Source organism: Noviluteimonas gilva (genome assembly GCF_009740395.1).
Taxonomy (GTDB): Bacteria; Pseudomonadota; Gammaproteobacteria; order Xanthomonadales; family Xanthomonadaceae; genus Noviluteimonas; species Noviluteimonas gilva.
Genome location: NZ_WOXT01000001.1, coordinates 711,968 through 728,924, shown reverse-complemented (window position 1 = coordinate 728,924; position 16,957 = coordinate 711,968). Strand labels below are relative to the sequence as shown.

Below are 16,957 nucleotides of genomic sequence, written 5' to 3'. Positions count from 1 at the left end.
CTCAGTCCAGCAGCGAAGGCTGCATCGGATCGATCGTGCCTTCCCCGCGCATCACCTTCTTGAACTCCGCGCGCGAGACCGACACGTAGCGATCGTTGCCGCCGATCTCCACCTGCGGGCCGGCCGAGACCGCGTGGCCCTGCCCGTCGATGCGCACGGTCATCGTCGCCTTCTTGCCGGTGTGGCAGATCGTCTTGATTTCGGTGAGTTCGTCCGCCCAGGCGAGCAGGTACTGGCTGCCTTCGAACAACTCGCCGCGGAAATCCGTGCGCAAGCCGTAACAGAGCACGGGGATGCGCAATTGGTCGACGACTTCGCTCAATTGCCACACCTGCGGCTTGGTGAGGAACTGCGCTTCGTCCACCAGTACGCAATCGAGCTTGCCGTGCGCGGTGATGTCCGCCTCCACGCGGGCCTGCAGGTCGTCGCCGCGACCGAATGCGACGCCTTCGGACTGCAACCCGATGCGCGAGGCGACCAGGCCCGCCTTGCCGGCGCGGTCGTCCAGCGCGGGCGTGAAGATGAGCACGCGCATGCCGCGTTCGCGGTAGTTGTGCGCGGACTGCAGCAGGGTCGTGGTCTTCCCCGCATTCATCGCGGAGTAGTAGAAATAGAGCTTGGCCATGGACGCAATTATGCGGGACCAGACCGGCTAAACTGCGCCGCCCCGCGCCCGACCACGGAGCTCCCTTGCACGGCCTCAATCCTCCCCAACGCCAGGCTGTCGCGCACGTCGACGGTCCGCTCTTGGTGCTGGCGGGTGCAGGCAGCGGCAAGACGCGCGTGATCGTGGAGAAGATCGCGCACCTCATCACCTCCGGGCGCATGCCGGCGCGCCGTATCGCGGCGATCACCTTCACCAACAAGTCCGCGCGCGAGATGAAGGAGCGCGTGGCCAAGCGGATCAAGGGCGACGCGGCCGAAGGCCTTACGATCTGCACCTTCCATGCGCTCGGGCTGAAGCTGTTGCAGATCGAGCACGTCAAGCTCGGCCTGCGTCGCGGGTTTTCGATCTTCGATGCCGACGACAGCACGGCGCAGTTGAAGGACCTGTTGCCGCCCGGCAGCAAGCCCGACGTGCTCGAAGCCGCGAAGAACCTGATCTCGCGCGCGAAGAACGCCGGCCTTTCGCCCGAGCAGGCCGCCGAAGCCGCGCAGAGCGTTCGCGAACGCGAAGCCGCCGCGCTTTACGCGCGCTACCAGCAACGTTTGACCGCGTTCAACGCCGTCGACTTCGACGACCTCATCCGCCTGCCCGTGCAGTTGCTGGAATCCGACGAAGAAGCCGTGCTCGCGTGGCGCGAACGCATCGGCTACCTGCTCGTCGACGAATGCCAGGACACCAACGACGCGCAGTACCGCCTGCTCAAGGCGATCGCCGGCCCGCGCGGCGATTTCACCTGCGTGGGCGACGACGACCAGTCGATCTACGCCTGGCGCGGCGCCAATCCGGACAACCTGCTTGAACTCGGACGCGACTATCCCGCGCTGAAGATCGTCAAGCTCGAACAGAACTACCGCTGCAGCAATCGCGTGCTGCGCGCGGCGAACGCGCTGATCGCCAACAATCCGCACGAGCATCCCAAGACGCTGTGGAGCGACCAGGCCGACGGCGAGCGCATCCGCGTGTGGGAATGCCGCGACAGCGCGCATGAAGCGGAGAAGGTCGCCGACCAGATCCACTTCTTCAACCAATCGCGTGGTGCGCCGTGGAGCGATTTCTGCGTCCTGTTCCGCGGCAATCATCAGTCGCGTGCGTTGGAAAAGGCGATGCAGTTGTTGCGCGTGCCCTATCACCTGACCGGCGGCACGGCGTTCCTCGACCGCGGTGAAGTGAAGGATGCGATGGCGTGGCTGCGTTGTATCGCCAATCCCGAAGACGACGCGGCGTTCCTGCGCGCGGTGCAGTCGCCCAATCGCGGCGTTGGCGCGACGACACTCGCCAAGCTCGCCGAAATGGCGCACCAGGCGCATCTGCCTTTGTCGCGCGCGTCCGAATCGGTCGGTCTTTTGAAGCAACTCCAGCCGCGCGCGGCGAACTCGCTGCAGGCGCTCGCGGATTTGCTGAAGGGTTTGCGCAGCGATGCGGCGCGCATGCCGCCGGCCGAACTCGTGCGCAAGCTCAACGAGAAGTCCGGCCTGCTCGCGATGGTGCGCGCGCAGTGCAAGGATGAAGCGACGTTCCTGCGTCGCCGCCAGAACCTCGACGAACTCGCCGATTGGTTCGATGGGCCGAAGACCTCGGGTCCCGGTGAACTCGCGGCCGCGCTCGCGCTGCTCTCGCACGCCGACAAGGGAGACGCGGGCAACCAGGTGCGCCTGATGTCGCTGCATGCGGCGAAGGGCCTGGAATTCCGCTACGTCTTCATCGTCGGCGTCGAAGACGGCAACTTGCCGCACGACGCGTCGATCGAAGAGGGCCGCATCGACGAAGAACGCCGCCTGATGTACGTCGGCATCACGCGCGCGAAGGAGCAGTTGTGGCTCTCGCATTCGCGCGAGGCGCAGCGATGGGGCGAGAAGCAGCGCTTGCTGCCGAGCCGCTTCATCGACGAGCTGCCCGCCGCCGAAGTGCAGCGCGACGGCGCCGATCCGGAAGCCGATGCGTCGCAGAAGAAGGAACGCGCGAGCGCGGGCTTCGCCGCCATTCGCGCGTTGCTCGACGCATGAGCCTGCGCGTGCGCAACATCGTCGCTGCCGATACGCCTGCGATCCTGGCGCTCAATCTCGAATCGGAAGCCGTGCTCAGCCCGATGGATGCGGCGCGTTACGCGCATCTGCTCGCGCAATCGGCCTACGGGCGCGTGGTGGACGAAGACGGCGTGGTGGTCGCCTTCCTGCTCGCATTCCGTGAGGGTGCCGACTACGACAGCGTCAACTACCGGTGGTTCGATGCGCGGTACGAAGCGTTTCTCTATGTCGATCGCGTCGTCGTTGCGCAGGCGCACCAGGGTCGCGGGTTCGGTGCGCGGCTGTACGACGATCTGTTCGCCTTCGCGCGCGACGCGCATGTGTCGAGCGTGACCTGCGAGTTCGACATCGATCCACCGAACGAAGCCTCGCGTCGATTCCACGCGCGCTACGGGTTCGCCGAAGTCGGCACGCAAGCCTTGCCGGGCGGCAAGCGCGTGTCGTTGCAGCGCGCGCCTGGCTGACATTCGTTCGTCGCGGGCGCTCGGCTACACTCGCCGCCCCTTTCGCCGCCAGGCCCGCCGCATGCGTTTTGCCGTCCTCGCCACCGCCCTGACGCTCGCGCTCGCGGGTTGCGCGACCACCGCCGACACGACGGCGCCGACGCCCGTCGCGACCCCCGTCGCGGCGCAGGACACGCCGCCGGCCGACGACGCGCTCAACGCCGTCGCGTGGTACCAGACCTCCGCCGAACGCGACCTCGTCTATCGCACCGTGTATCGCGCGGCCGGCCAGCAGTTGAAGGCCGCGCTCGCCGACAAGACGTGGGATGCGCTGCCGAAGGAAGACCGCACGACGCCGGTGAAGGGGCTCAAGCCCGCGATCATCGTGGACGTCGACGAGACCGTGCTCGACAACGCGCCGGCTTCGGTGCGGCAGATCCTCGAACACCGCGGCTTCAACGAAGCGCAGTGGGGCAAGTGGGTCGAGGAGCGCAAGGCGAAGGCCTTGCCCGGCGCGGCGGAATTCCTCGGCGCGGCGGCGAAGCAGGGCGTCACCGTTTTCTACATCACCAATCGCGATGCGAGCCTGACCGAAGCGACGATCGCGAATCTGCGCAGCGCAGGATTCCCGGTCGCGAGCGACGATCAGGTGCTGGGTCTGGGCACCGTCGTCGACGGTTGCGAGCAGGAAGGATCGGAGAAATCGTGCCGTCGCCAGCTCGTGGGTCGCGCGTATCGCGTGCTGATGCAGTTCGGCGACCAGGTCGGCGATCTGGTGCAGATCGTCGCCAACACGCCCGACGGCCGCCGCGCGGCTGTGGCGCCGTACGCGGACTGGATCGGCGAGCGCTGGTTCGTGCTGCCCAACCCGATGTACGGGTCCTGGGAGCCGGCGCTGTTCGACAACGACTGGCGCCAGCCGGCCATCGAACGCCGCGCGAAGAAGGAAGCCGCGCTCGATCCGGCCAATTGAATCAATGGCTTGCGCCACCATAATTCAGGTATTGCATCAGGTACGGCCGCTGGGCTAGCCTGCGTCCATCCGGGCTTGCCCGGCGCCATGCCACAACCGATGTCTTCCGGCTCGTCCGGATTTTTGAAGGAGGCTTCGGCCTCCTTTTTCTTTGGAAAGATGGGGGATGATCCGCGCCATGCAGATCAGTTCGAAGCTCGTCCCCCGTCTCGCCGCCTCCGTCGTCGCCGCCGCCTTGCTTGCGGCGTGCGCGAAGGCGCCGCCGCCACAACCCGGTGCCGAGCGTCCCGCGCAGGCGGTGCGCGCGCTCGTCGATCGCCTGCGCGCGAACGATCTCGCGGGCTTCGCGACGGTCGCGGTTCCGCCGCCGCTGCACGCGCGCCTGGAAACCGCGTGGCGCACCGGCCGCAGCCGCTGGCCGCTCGACGAGTTGCCGCTCGACGATCGCCTGCCCGCGATGCTCGCCGCGTTGTCGCAGCCGAATGCACGCACCGACCTGCAGCGCACGTTCGATGGCCAGTTCGCGAATTCCGCCGACGAACTGCGCTCGACCGCGACTTCGCTCGGCGTGTTCGGCGTGCAGTACTTCCGCAACGAAGGCGACTACAGCGCCGCCGAACGCGACCACTACACGCAAACGATCACCGCGTTGAGCCGCTGGGCGGGGCAGGCGCCGTTGTCGGACACCAAGCGCGCACGCCGCGCGATCGCAATCCTCTCGACGGCCGCGGCGGAGACCGGGATCGCGGCGCCGGAAGACTTCGCCAACCACGGCATGGATGAATCGCTCGAACGCCTCGGGCCGTTCCTCGCCGCGACCAAGCAGGTCTTCGGCAGCTATGGACTGAACCTCGACGCGACCTTCGACGGTCTGGAAGCCACGCTCGTCCAGCAGACCGGCGACACCGCCCGCGTGCGCGTGCGCTATCTGCTCGCGGGCGAACAGGTCGACACGGTGCTCGACGTGCAACGCATCGGCGGCCGCTGGTACCTGGCCGACTACCTGCGCAATGCAGAGGCGTCGCTGGAAGGCCCCGCGGTCCGCGCGCCGGGGCTCCCTGCGGCCGCCTCGACCCCCTCGACGGCGCCTTCGCCATAATGGCGGCGATGCCGAACCAGCCCAACCTCCCGCTCTTCGACGATCCGCCCACCCCGCCGCCGGCCGCAACGCCGTCGCCGGAAGCGGAAGCGCCCGCGCGCGACCTGCCTTCCAACCCGGTTCCCGAGGACGCCACGGCCGCGCACGACGCGCCGGAGTTGCCCCTCGACACGCCGCCACCGCCGGCCGATGACACGGCCGCGGCCGCGCCGATTCCGCCGCGCGACGGCTCGTCCAATCCCGTCGGTGCCCGCCCGCCGCTCTGGGCGCGCCTGATGGGCAAGCTGCTCGAACCCTGGATCGGCCTGGAACTCGAACCGCGCGTTCCCGGCGACTGGGCCGACGGCCGCCCGATCTGCTATGTGCTCGAAGACTACGGCCTGTCGAACGCGCTGATCCTCGAACGCGCGTGCCGCGAAGCCGGCCTGCCGTCGCCGTTGCAGCCGATGCCGGGCGATCCGCTCGGACGCAAGCGCGCGTACGTCGCGCTCTCGCGCCGCCGCAACGCCAATCCGCTGAAGGTGCTCGGCCTGTCGCCGGGCCCCGAACACAAGACGCACTCCGGTTCGCTCGCGCGCCTGTTGCAGGCGCATCGCGACGACGCCGCGCTCGACGTGCAACTCGTGCCGGTCTCGATCTTCGTCGGCCGCGCACCGGACAAACACAGTGGCTGGTTCTCGGTGCTGTTCTCCGAAAACTGGACGATCGTCGGCCGTTTCCGCCGGCTGCTCGCGATCCTGCTCAACGGGCGCTCGACGACGGTGCAATTCGCGCCGCCCGTGCCCGTGCGCGCGGCGGTCGAAGAAGGCCTGGATCCCGAACGCACGGTGCGCAAGCTCTCGCGCGTGTTGCGCGCGCATTTCCGCCGCATTCGTTCGGCGATCATCGGTCCCGATCTTTCGACGCGCCGCCTGCTCGCCGACCAGGTGCTGTCCGCCGATTCGGTGAAGGAAGCCATCGCCGACCAGGCGCGCCGCGAGAATCCGTCGAACCCCGAGAAGGGCAAGGCCGAAGCCTGGAAGAAGGCGCACGCCTACATCTACGAGATCGCCGCCGACTACTCGCATCCGGTGGTGCGCTCGGCGAGCTTCCTGCTCGCGACGGTGTGGAACCGCATCTACCGCGGCGTACTCGTGCATCACCTCGAAGCGGTGAAGCAGAACGCGCCTGGCCACGAAGTCGTCTACGTGCCCTGCCATCGCAGCCACATGGACTACCTGTTGTTGAGCTACCTGCTCTACACCAAGGGCATCGTGCCGCCGCACATCGCCGCGGGCATCAACCTCAACCTGCCGGTGATCGGGCCGATCCTGCGTCGCGGCGGCGCGTTCTTCCTGCGCCGCAGTTTCCGCGGCAACGCGCTGTATTCGGCGGTGTTCACCGAGTACGTCTCGCAGCTGGTCGCGGGCGGTTATTCGATCGAATACTTCATCGAAGGCGGGCGCTCGCGCACGGGCCGCCTGTTGCCGCCGAAGGGTGGCATGGTCGCGATGACGGTGCGCGCCTTCGTGCGCCAGCCCACGCGCCCGGTGCTGTTCCAGCCGGTGTACATCGGCTACGAAAAACTGCTCGAAGGCGACAGCTATCTCGACGAGTTGATCGGCAAGCCCAAGCAGAAGGAATCGATCTGGCAGTTGCTCATGAGCATCCCTGGCGTGCTGCGCAGCAACTACGGGCAGGTCGTGGTGAATTTCGGCGAGCCGATTCGCCTCAACGACATGCTGGCCGAACACGCGCCCGCGTGGGATGGCTCGCCGCTGGACGAAGACGATCGTCCGGATTGGTTGTCGGACACGGTCGATGCGACCGCGGTGAAGATCCAGGTCAACATCAACCGCGCCGCGGACGTGAACCCGATCAACCTGCTCGCGATGGCGCTGCTGTCCACGCCCAAGCACGCGATGGGCGAGTCCGACCTGCTCGCGCAGATCGCGCTGTCCAAGACGCTGCTGAGCGACGTGCCGTATTCGTCGTTGGTGACGGTCACGCCGCACACGCCCGAGCAGATCATCGCGCACGGCGAAGAAATCAACATGCTCTCGCGCACCGCGCATCCGCTCGGCGACGTGCTGAGCGTGGACGGCGACACCGCGGGCTTGATGAGTTATTACCGCAACAACGTGCTGCACCTGTTCACGGCATCGGCGTGGATCGCGGTGTGCTTCCTCAACAACCGTCGCCTGTCGCGCACGATGGTGCAGCGCCTGGGCCGCACGGTGTACCCGTTCCTCAAGGCGGAGTTGTTCCTGCCGTGGGACGAGGACGAATTCGCAGAACGCATCGATCGCACGATCGATGTCTTCGTGCGCGAAGGCCTGCTCAAGCACGTGAGCGAAGACGAAGGCGGCATCCTCTCGCGCAGCGCCGGGCAGACCGACGAAGTCTTCCGCATCCGCGCGATCGGCCACTCGCTGCAACAGGCCTTCGAGCGCTATTACATCGCGATCTCGGTGCTGGTGAAGAACGGCGCGGGCACCGTGTCGGCGGGCGAACTCGAAGGCCTGTGCCAACTCGCCGCGCAACGCCTGTCGCTGTTGTACGCACCGGCGGCGCCGGAATTCTTCGACCGCACGCTGTTCCGCAGCTTCATCCAGAAGATGCGCGAGCTGCGCATGGTGTGGCCGAACGAAGCGGGCAAGCTGATGTTCGACGAACGCCTGGACGCCTGGGCGAAGGACGCGCGCATCATCCTGGGCCGCGAATTGCGCCACACGATCGAGAAGATCAGTCCTGAAGCCGCGTCGAAGGCCGCACCGGTTGCGACGGAAGCTGCGCCGCCGGCCACGAACACGCCCGACGCACCGCAGTAGGCCTTACGCCGGTTCGTCGGGGATCAGCGCCGATTCCAGCTTCGCGATGCAGTCCTTCAACTGCAGCTTGCGTTTCTTCAGGCGCTTGACCGTGAGTTCGTCGGCGTCCGCATCGGCCTGGAGCCGCAGGATCGCGGCGTCGAGGTCGCGGTGCTCGAGCTTGAGCTCGATCACGCGCTGGGCCATGCGGGCGAGTTCCCCGGGGTCGTTCTGTTGGGTCACGGGTGCGACTGTAATCCCAGTCGGCGGTCGCTGGCGACGAATCGCGCCCTGATCATAGGCGGGCGCCGCTTGCAGCGTGTTCGCGAGAGGCCTAGCATGCTTTTCACAACTCCTCCCTAGGCGCTGCCAATCCACCGGCACCCCGCCCTGGGACGAAAAAACCGCCTTCGGGCGGTTTTTTCATTTGGGAGTTCCCGCATGGATGCAACGCTCGCCACGGCCGTCTATGTCGACGGCTACAACCTCTACTACGGGCGCCTGCGCGGTACGCCATACAAGTGGTTGGATCTAGTGGCGCTTTTCGAAGCCTTGTTGCATGAGCAGGAGCCGCAAGCGCTCCTGTCGTTCGTGCGCTACTTCTCCGCCCCGGCGCTCGCCAGATTCGCCACGAATGGCGACGCGGCAGTCCTTGCGCAGCAGGACTACCATCGCGCGCTCGAGCGGCGCCATGCCGCACGCGTGGCGATTGAGCTCGGCGCGCATCACTTCAATCGTGCGGGGGTGATGCTTCCGCGCTGCATCCCGGGCGTGCAATTCGACCGCCAGGACCGCGTGCGTGTCTGGAAAATCGAAGAGAAGCAGACCGAGGTCAACATCGCACTGGCGATGTACCGCGACGCTTCGAAGGGCGCGTTGCAGCAGCAGGTTTTGTGTTCCAACGACCGCGATGCCGCGCCCGTCCTGAGGGCGATCCGCGAGGATTTCCCGCACATCCGGCTCGGCGTGGTGGCGCCGCGGTCCCCGTCCCGGGCCGGGGAAATCCGCAGCGCTGCGCGCGAGCTCGCGAGCTTCGCCCATTGGACCCGGCATCACCTGCTGGATGACGAGCTCGCGCGATCGCAGCTTCCACCCGTTGTCGCGACCGTCCGCAAACCGATCCGCCGACCCGCGCACTGGTAGCGGGAACGCTGAAAGCTGCTTGGTAGAATGCGGAATCGCTCGCCGCTCCGCCCCCATGTCCACGATCCCGCTGCCCCTGATCGAACCCCAGCCTCGCGTGCGTCGCATCGCGCACGAGCGGGTGCGGCTGGCCAAGCGCCTGCGGCATCAGGTGGGCCGGGCGATCGCGGATTTCGGGATGATCGAGGAGGGCGACAAGGTGATGGTGTGCCTGTCCGGCGGCAAGGACAGCTACACGATGCTCGACCTCCTGCTGCAGCTGCGCGAGAAGGCGCCGGTGCGCTTCGACCTGCACGCGGTCAACCTGGATCAGAAGCAGCCCGACTTCCCCGCGCACGTGTTGCCGGAATACCTCGAGTCGATCGGCGTGCCCTACACGATCCTCGAGCAGGACACGTACTCGGTGGTCAAGCGCGTCGTGCCCGAGGGCAGGACGATGTGCTCGCTGTGTTCGCGCCTGCGCCGCGGTGCGTTGTATGCGCATGCGGAGGCCGAAGGCTTCACGAAGATCGCGCTCGGCCACCATCGCGACGACCTGGTCGCCACGTTCTTCCTGAACATGTTCTTCCACGCGAAGTTGGCCGGCATGCCGCCCAAGTTGCGCTCCGACGACGCAAAACACATCGTCATCCGCCCGATGGCCTATGTGCGCGAGGCGGATATCGCGACCTATGCTCAATCGCGCGGCTTCCCGATCATCCCGTGCAATTTGTGCGGATCGCAGGAAAACCTGCAGCGCAAGCAGGTGCAGAAGATGATGGCGCAATGGGAGAAGGAATCTCCCGGCCGCATCGAAACCATCGCGCGCGCGCTCGGCGACGTGCGACCCTCGCAATTGAGCGATCCGAAGTTGTTCGACTTCCTGGCGCTCGGCGCGCGGGGCGATGCGCCGCTGCCGGATGCGCACGCGTGGTTGTCGGGCGACGGGCGCGAGGATGATGTCGCCGGCGACGGCGTCGATCTCGACGCGTAAACTCCTTTCCCTTGTTCTCCATTTCCGCGCTTGCGGGAATGACGCTTTTCTAGGATCTCGATGTTCTTTCGCAACCTGACGCTGTTCCGCTTCCCCACTTCCCTCGACTTTTCCGAACTCGAAGCCCGCCTGGGCGAATGCGCGCTCAAGCCCGTCGGCGCGCTGGAGTTGTCCTCGCGCGGCTTCGTCTCGCCCTTCGGGCGCGATGGCGAAGCGCTGTCGCATCGCATTTCCGATGCGATCTGGCTGAGCGTGGGCACCGAGGACAAACTGCTGCCGGGCGCGGTCGTGAACGACCTGCTCTCGCGCAAGCTCGAGGAAATCGAGAAGAAGGAGGGCCGCAAGCCCGGCGGACGCGCGCGCAAGCGGCTGAAGGAAGACCTCGTCCACGAGTTGTTGCCGCGCGCCTTCGTGCGCCCCGGTCGCACGGACGCGCTGCTCGATCTCGGGCACGGTCTGTGCATCGTCGATTCGTCTTCACGCAAGTCGGCCGAGAACGTCGTCAGCGAAATCCGTCACGCGCTGGGCAGCTTCCCCGCGCTGCCGGTCAATGCAGAAGTCGCGCCGCGCAGCATCCTGACCGGGTGGGTCGCCGGCGAACCGCTGCCCGAAGGCCTGTCCATCGGCGACGAATGCGAGCTCAAGGACGCCGCCGACAAGGGCGCGGTCGTGAAGTGCCAGCGGCAGGAACTGCAGGGCGACGAGATCGCAAAGCACCTGGAATCGGGCAAGCAGGTCACGCGCCTGGCGCTCACGCTGGACGACCACGTCTCCTTCGTCCTCGGCGAAGACCTCGTGGTGCGCAAGTTCAAGCTGCTCGACGGCGCGGTCGATGCGCTGGAATCCACCGAACGCGACGACGTCCGCGCCGAACTCGATGCGCGCTTCGCGCTCATGGCCGCCGAAGCCAAGCGGCTGTTCAACGTGCTCGAGCCTGCGCTGAAGATCTCGCGCGTCGAAGACTGATCCTCGCGTGGAACGTGCGCCGCACGCAATCCGTGCGGCGCCATCGACACACTTTCCCTGCGCGCGACCCTACAATCGCCGCGTCCCCCGACGTCTTCCGCGCACGAACTGATGCCCCATCTCCGTCGCCTGCTGGCGCCGCGTCCCCCCGTCATCGAACGCGACGTCACGTCGCTCGAGCTCGAGGACGGACGACGAATCGAAATCCAGCGCGTGCGCAATCCGCGCGCGCGCCGCCTTCGCCTCTCGGTCGACGAACGCGGTGCGCGCCTGACGCTGCCGCAGCGCGCGAGCCTGGTGTCGGGCGAACGCTTCCTCGCCGAACATCGCACGTGGCTCGCCGAGCAACTCGAACGCTACACATTGCAAGGCCTGCCGGCGCTGCAGCGCGACATCACCACGTCGCTGCCCTTGCGCGGTGCGGAGATTCCGTTGCGTTGGGCCGAAGGGCGCTTCACGTCGCTGGAATTCGACGCGCTCGCCGGCGAAGCGGTTTTCCGCACGACATCGCGCGCGACCGAAACCGCGATGCGCCGCGCGCTGCGCGATTTCTACGAAGGCCAGGCGCGCACGGACATCGGGCGCTGGTTGCCGAAATACTTGCCGTCGTTGCCGCGTCCGCCGCGTCGCGTGCAGTTCAAGGTGATGTCGTCGCAGTGGGGTTCGCTCGCGCCGAACGGCGTGGTCGCGCTCGATCTCGCCCTCGTGCTCGCGCGGCCTTCGGCGTTCGAGTACGTGCTCGTGCATGAGCTCTGCCATCTGCTGCGCGCCGATCACTCGCGTGCGTTCTGGCACGAGGTCGAAATGCGCTTCCCCGCATGGCGCGAAGAACGCGATTACTTCCACGCCGACGGGCGGCGCCTGAAGGCCACGCTGCGTTCGCTGCTGGCCGGTTGATCGCGTTCGCACCGTTTTCCGAAGTCTCCGAACACTGGAATCGCCGGCATGCGCAACGCCTCCCTGATCCTCTCCGTGGGCCTGGTGTCGCTCGCGCTCGTCGCCTGCGGCAAGTCGCCGAGCGAGCGCGCGGCCGAGGCTGCGATCGAACGCGCGACGGGCCAGAAGGCCAATGTCGACGCCAAATCCGGCGAAGTCACCATCGAGTCCAAGGACGGCCAGAAGATGCGGATCGCCGGCGGCGATGCGGCCACGCTTCCGGTCGAGTTCCCGAAAGACGTCTACCTGCCGTCGAAGTTCAAGGTCCTCAGCGTCATGCAGATGCAGGACGTGATGGTCGTGCAGCTCGACGTGCCCGGTGACTTGGCTGCGCTCACGGATGCGAGCGGGAAGAAGATGGCGACCGAAGGCTGGAAGCAGACGCTGTCGATGCAGGCCGCCGAAGGCCAGCACGTCACGATGTACGAGAAGGACAAGCGCCAGGCCACGGTGTCGTTCGCCGATGACGGCGAGCCGGGCGTGAAGCTCAACCTGCAGTTGGGGAAGCAGCAGTAAAAAAGCCGCCGATCGCATCGGCGATGCCGCGCGGATCTTCCATGTGCAGGTGGTGCGTGCCGGACAGCACCACCGCTTCACCGTTGCGCAGCACGGCGGCGCGTTCGCGACGCATGCCTTCGGGGAAATACGGCGGCGCCGGATCGGCGTAGAGCACGCGCACCGGACATTCGATGTGCGCGATGAGGTCGCGCACCTGGCCTTCGGTCATGCGCACGGCGGTGGCGACCGTCAGACGCGGATCGCTGCTCCAGACCCAGCCACCGTCCACCGCGCGCGTGCCGCGTTCGACGAGCAGGCGCGCGACCGGCTCGCTGAGATCGTTGGCCTGCATGCGTGCGCGGATCGCGGTCTCGCGATCGGGAAACACGCGCAGCGATTTGCCCCCCAGCGCGCGACGCGCGGCGATCGATTCGCGCAGGCGCTGCGCGGTGCGGTCTTCGCGATCGGCGAGTGCGCCGAGGGCTTCGATCGCGAGGAAACGCGTCACCCGTTCGGGGGCGGCGGCCGCGAGGATCGTGCCGATCGCGCCACCCATCGAATGCCCGAGGACGGCGAAGCGCTCCCAACCCAGCGCGTCGGCGGCATCGAGCACCGTTTGAACGGTGCCGGAGAGCGAGTAGTCCGAACCCGCGGGAAGATGCGGGCTCGTGCCGTGGCCCGGCAGGTCGAGCGCGACGAGGTCGATGTCGTGCAGATGCGCGGCCAGCGGGACGAAGGTCGCCGCGTTGTCGAGCCAGCCATGCAACGCGAGCACCGGCGTGCCGGTGCCGCCGCGCAATGCGGTCAATCGCCCGTATGGGGTTTCGAGGACGATCTCGCGCAAGGGCGCGGCGGTGCTCATGCGCGCAGCGCCTTCGAAGCGAGCACGGCGAGTGCGTCGGCGTGCGCCGGTGCATCGTTGAGGCAGGGGATGTACTGGAACCGCTGCCCGCCGGCGGCGCGGAAGGCGTCGGCATTGGTTTGCGCGATCTCTTCCAACGTCTCCAGGCAATCGACCGCGAACCCCGGACACACGACGTCGACGCGACGCACGCCGCTGCGCGCGAGCGATTCGAGCGTCGTGATCGTCGCCGGCTCCAGCCAGCGCTCCTTGCCGAAGCGCGACTGGAACGTGAGCACGTAGTCGTTCTCGTGCAGGCCGAGCAGGCCCGCGATCGCCGCGACGCTGGCCGCGCATTGCACTGCATACGGATCGCCGTTGTCGACGACGCGTTGCGGCAAGCCGTGGAAGGAGAACACGAGGCGATCGCCGCGACCGTTGGCGTCCCAGTGCGCCTGGATCGAATCGGCCGCGGCCTGCAACCACCCGGCATCGAGGTGGTATTCGCGGATCACGTGCGCGGGCAGCGCGCCGGATTGGCGGACGGCATCGTCGACCGACGCGGTGGTCGTCGTCGAATACTGCGGATACAGCGGAAGCACCACCGCGCGCTTCACGCCGTCGCGTTGCAAAGCCGCGAGCACCTCGTCGACCGCGGGCTGGCCGTAGCGCATCGCATGCACCACGCGCGATTCCGGCAGGCGCGCCTGCACCGCGGCGGCCAGCCGACGCGTGAACACCGCGAGCGGCGAGCCATCGGCCATCCAGATTTCCGCGTACTTGTGCGCGACGCGACGACTCCGCAGGGGCAGGATCACGAAGTGCAGCAACGGCCACCACATCACCCGCGGGATCTGCACCACGCGCGGGTCCATCAGGAACTGCGAGAGGTAGCGACGCACCGCGACGGGCGTCGGCGCGTCGGGCGTACCGAGGTTGACCAGGACGATGGCGGTGTCGGCCGCGCTGGGGGGACGGACGTCGGACATGCGCATAGGATGTCATGCGCGCGCGTCGGTTCGCTCGCGATTCATCGCCGCGCGCGGAGACTGAACCGTCGCTGGCCGTTGTGGTCATTGGTCGTCATTGCGTTGCCCCCGCCCCGATCGTGGAGTTCCCCATGCCTCGCAAGACCCGCCGTGCCCTCACCGTCGCAGTGGCTTCGCTGCTGCTAGCCTCGAGCCTGCAGTCCGCCTTCGCCGGCGTGCGCGAGGACGAGCGCGCCCGCAACGCGTTGCGCGTGATCACCGACATCCAGGCCATCCCCGAGAACGCGATCCCCGACAAGCTGCTCGACGAAGCCAAGGCGATCGTGATCGTCCCCGACACCATCAAGGCCGGCCTGGTCATCGGCGGGCGCCGCGGCCACGGCGTGATGGCGGTGAAGCTGCCCGACGGCACGTGGTCCAACCCCAGCTTCATCACGCTCACCGGCGGGAGCATCGGCTTCCAGGCGGGCGTGCAATCCTCCGACGTCGTGCTGGTCTTCCGCAGCGAGCGCGGCGTGGATTCGATCGTCAACGGCAAGTTCACCCTCGGCGCCGACGCGGCCGTGGCCGCAGGTCCGGTGGGCCGCAATGCGGCGACGGCCACCGACGGGCAGTTCAAGGCGGAGATCTGGTCGTGGTCGCGTGCGCGCGGGTTGTTCGCCGGCGTCGCGCTGGATGGCGCGGTGCTCTCGATCGACGATGGCGCCAACGAGGCCGCGTACGGCAGCGGCAGCACGCCGCGCATGATCTTCGAGAACCGCGCGACGCAACTCCCGTCGGCGGACCTGGTCAAGGTGCGCGACCAACTGGAAGAAGCCACCGCGCTCGCACGCAGCAATCGCGGCACCGGTACGCCGGTCGCGAGCGCGGCACCGGTGGGCGCGACGGCGACGCCCGCGCCGACCGTCATCGAGACGACGACGGTCACCGGCGGCACCACGCCCGTCGTGCCGGATGAGGATGCGCCCGCGCGCACCGAGTCCTTGCCGCCGACCCCCTGATCCGCCGCACCCGCGCGTCGGAACGCCCGGACCGCCCGTTCATCTTCGGGCGGTTCTAACATCGGCTGCGTTATCCTGTCGGTCTCTTTCCCCCAGAAAGGCACTCCACATGGGCGGTTTCAGCATCTGGCATTGGCTGATCGTGCTGGTGATCGTGGTCCTGGTGTTCGGTACCAAGCGGCTCGGCAACGTCGGCAAGGACGTCGGTGAAGCGGTGAAGGGCTTCAAGAAGGGCATGAGCGACGACGACAAGCCCGCCGCACGCCTGCCCGACGCCACTCGCGAAGAGCAGGACCTGCGCGACCGCGAGCGCCGCGAGCAAGAGCAGCGTAACGATCCGCCGCGCTGAGGCGCGCGATGTTCGACATCGGCTTCAGCGAGATTTTCCTGATCGCGGTCATCGCGCTGATCGTGCTCGGCCCTGAAAAACTGCCCAAGGCCGCGCGGTTCGCCGGCTTCTGGGTGAGCAAGGCGCGCGCGCAGTGGCATTCGGTGAAGCAGGAGTTCGAACAGGACCTCGCCGCCGACGAACTCAAGCGCAGCCTGGCCGAAACACGTGCGTCGCTGCGCGAGGCGGAAGAGCAATTGCGCGCGGGCGCCAACTCGATCCAGGACCGCATGAAGCAGGAATTCGACGACGTGGCCGCCGCGGCGGTCGCGGGCGTCGAGCCGGGCGCGGGCACGGCGTCGGAAGGCGAGCAACAGTCGCTGCTGCCGGAACGCAAGGAAGACGAAGAAGAAGAGCGTTCGATGGAATCGGCCAGCCACATGGATTGGGAACCGCCGATCCCCGCCGACGAAGACGACGAAGACGAGGTCGCACCTCCGCACCCGAAGCACACCGACGACACCCATGCAGGACGCTGATTCTTCCGCACCCTCGCGCCTCGTCGATCACCTGATCGAACTCCGTTCGCGCCTGATGTGGGCGCTGGCGGGCCTGTTGTTGGTGTTCGGCGCGTTGATGCCGTTCGCCGCGCAGCTCTACGACCGGATCGCCTACCCGCTGATCAGCCAGCTGCCTTCGGGCCAGCGCATGATCGCGATCGATCCGGCGGGCGGCTTCTTCGTCCCCGTGAAGCTCGCGTTCTTCACCGCGGTCTTCATTTCCGCGCCGTGGTTGCTCTACCAGGCGTGGTCGTTCGTGGCGCCGGGGTTGTACAAGCGCGAAAAGCGGCTCGCCGCGCCCCTGCTCGCCTCGTCGGTGCTGTTGTTCTACGCCGGCTGCGCGTTCGCGTACTTCCTCGTGCTGCCCTCGGTGTTCCACTTCCTGACGAAGTTCACGCCCGAGTCGGTGCAGATGGCACCGGACCTGGGCAAGTACATCGACTTCGTGCTCGTGTTGTTCCTGGCCTTCGGCGCGAGCTTCGAGCTGCCCGTCGCGCTGGTCATCCTCGTGCTGCTCGGCTGGGTGACGCCGAAGCAGCTGACTGCGTGGCGCGGCTACGCGATCGTCGGCATCTTCGTGGTCGCGGCGGTGATCACGCCGCCGGACGTCATTTCGCAGTTGATGCTCGCGATCCCGATGATGCTGCTGTACGAAGCGGGCATCCTCGCCTCGCGCTTCGTCGCGCCGAAGAAAGTCGAAGAAGAAACCGAAACGCCCGAGGCCTGA

The 16,957-nt window shown here is 67.3% G+C and carries 18 protein-coding genes; 14 read left to right on the top strand and 4 right to left on the bottom strand.

Annotated features, from left to right (window positions below; translation table 11 throughout):
• Position 1: 1 nt before the first annotated feature.
• The gene (locus GN331_RS03340; protein ID WP_156640298.1) at positions 2-625 is read right to left on the bottom strand and encodes a thymidine kinase; all 624 of its coding nucleotides are present in this window, start codon (positions 623-625) and stop codon (positions 2-4) included.
• A gap of 65 nt (positions 626-690) precedes the next feature.
• Here GN331_RS03340 and GN331_RS03335 point away from each other — a divergent pair, with 65 nt between their 5' ends.
• The 5 genes from GN331_RS03335 (at position 691) to plsB (ending at position 8,016) form a co-directional block, all read left to right on the top strand.
• On the top strand, positions 691-2,670 hold the full coding sequence (locus tag GN331_RS03335; protein ID WP_156640296.1) for a UvrD-helicase domain-containing protein: 1,980 nt from the start codon (positions 691-693) through the stop codon (positions 2,668-2,670).
• The gene (locus GN331_RS03330) at positions 2,667-3,155 is read left to right on the top strand and encodes a GNAT family N-acetyltransferase (protein WP_156640294.1); all 489 of its coding nucleotides are present in this window, start codon (positions 2,667-2,669) and stop codon (positions 3,153-3,155) included. Before GN331_RS03335 ends, GN331_RS03330 begins: the two co-directional genes overlap by 4 nt.
• A 61-nt stretch (positions 3,156-3,216) precedes the next feature.
• Positions 3,217-4,107: a 5'-nucleotidase, lipoprotein e(P4) family gene (locus GN331_RS03325; protein WP_156640292.1), complete on the top strand. Its 891-nt coding sequence runs from the start codon at positions 3,217-3,219 to the stop codon at positions 4,105-4,107.
• Between the two features lie 178 nt (positions 4,108-4,285).
• On the top strand, positions 4,286-5,206 hold the full coding sequence (locus GN331_RS03320; RefSeq protein WP_156640290.1) for a hypothetical protein: 921 nt from the start codon (positions 4,286-4,288) through the stop codon (positions 5,204-5,206).
• On the top strand, positions 5,206-8,016 hold the full coding sequence (gene plsB / locus GN331_RS03315; RefSeq protein WP_156640288.1) for a glycerol-3-phosphate 1-O-acyltransferase PlsB: 2,811 nt from the start codon (positions 5,206-5,208) through the stop codon (positions 8,014-8,016). The genes GN331_RS03320 and plsB overlap by 1 nt, the downstream gene beginning before the upstream one ends.
• 3 nt (positions 8,017-8,019) lie before the next feature.
• On the opposite strand, the gene GN331_RS03310 is transcribed toward plsB, so the two are convergent.
• Entirely contained in the window at positions 8,020-8,202 is a 183-nt protein-coding gene (locus GN331_RS03310) for a YdcH family protein (RefSeq protein ID WP_156641218.1), read from the bottom strand.
• Positions 8,203-8,436: 234 nt separating this feature from the next.
• Here GN331_RS03310 and GN331_RS03305 point away from each other — a divergent pair, with 234 nt between their 5' ends.
• The 5 genes from GN331_RS03305 (at position 8,437) to GN331_RS03285 (ending at position 12,529) form a co-directional block, all read left to right on the top strand.
• A complete protein-coding gene (locus GN331_RS03305) occupies positions 8,437-9,138 on the top strand; it encodes an NYN domain-containing protein (RefSeq protein WP_156640286.1) in 702 nt (233 codons plus the stop codon).
• 55 nt (positions 9,139-9,193) lie between these two features.
• Positions 9,194-10,111, top strand: a complete 918-nt coding sequence (gene ttcA, locus GN331_RS03300) for a tRNA 2-thiocytidine(32) synthetase TtcA (RefSeq protein ID WP_156640284.1) — start codon at positions 9,194-9,196, stop codon at positions 10,109-10,111.
• A gap of 60 nt (positions 10,112-10,171) precedes the next feature.
• On the top strand, positions 10,172-11,077 hold the full coding sequence (locus GN331_RS03295) for a recombination-associated protein RdgC (RefSeq protein ID WP_156640282.1): 906 nt from the start codon (positions 10,172-10,174) through the stop codon (positions 11,075-11,077).
• Positions 11,078-11,188: 111 nt separating this feature from the next.
• On the top strand, positions 11,189-11,974 hold the full coding sequence (locus GN331_RS03290) for a M48 family metallopeptidase (RefSeq protein WP_156640280.1): 786 nt from the start codon (positions 11,189-11,191) through the stop codon (positions 11,972-11,974).
• A gap of 48 nt (positions 11,975-12,022) precedes the next feature.
• Positions 12,023-12,529 (top strand): hypothetical protein, encoded by a 507-nt coding sequence (locus GN331_RS03285; RefSeq protein WP_156640279.1) that lies wholly within the window; start codon positions 12,023-12,025, stop codon positions 12,527-12,529.
• Here the strand turns inward: GN331_RS03285 and GN331_RS03280 are convergent.
• Both GN331_RS03280 and hemH read right to left on the bottom strand, forming a co-directional pair.
• Positions 12,501-13,373 (bottom strand): alpha/beta fold hydrolase, encoded by an 873-nt coding sequence (locus GN331_RS03280; RefSeq protein ID WP_156640277.1) that lies wholly within the window; start codon positions 13,371-13,373, stop codon positions 12,501-12,503. The genes GN331_RS03285 and GN331_RS03280 overlap by 29 nt on opposite strands.
• Positions 13,370-14,341 (bottom strand): ferrochelatase, encoded by a 972-nt coding sequence (gene hemH / locus GN331_RS03275; RefSeq protein ID WP_156640275.1) that lies wholly within the window; start codon positions 14,339-14,341, stop codon positions 13,370-13,372. Before hemH ends, GN331_RS03280 begins: the two co-directional genes overlap by 4 nt.
• Before the next feature lie 131 nt (positions 14,342-14,472).
• Here hemH and GN331_RS03270 point away from each other — a divergent pair, with 131 nt between their 5' ends.
• The 4 genes from GN331_RS03270 to tatC all read left to right on the top strand — a co-directional run bounded on the left by GN331_RS03270 (position 14,473) and on the right by tatC (position 16,957).
• Positions 14,473-15,342, top strand: a complete 870-nt coding sequence (locus GN331_RS03270; protein ID WP_156640273.1) for a lipid-binding SYLF domain-containing protein — start codon at positions 14,473-14,475, stop codon at positions 15,340-15,342.
• A gap of 109 nt (positions 15,343-15,451) precedes the next feature.
• Positions 15,452-15,691, top strand: a complete 240-nt coding sequence (gene tatA, locus GN331_RS03265; protein WP_156640271.1) for a Sec-independent protein translocase subunit TatA — start codon at positions 15,452-15,454, stop codon at positions 15,689-15,691.
• Positions 15,692-15,699: 8 nt separating this feature from the next.
• Complete coding sequence (tatB, locus tag GN331_RS17015) at positions 15,700-16,209, top strand: Sec-independent protein translocase protein TatB (protein WP_156640269.1); 510 nt, start codon at positions 15,700-15,702, stop codon at positions 16,207-16,209.
• Positions 16,196-16,957, top strand: a complete 762-nt coding sequence (gene tatC, locus GN331_RS03255) for a twin-arginine translocase subunit TatC (protein ID WP_156640267.1) — start codon at positions 16,196-16,198, stop codon at positions 16,955-16,957. Before tatB ends, tatC begins: the two co-directional genes overlap by 14 nt.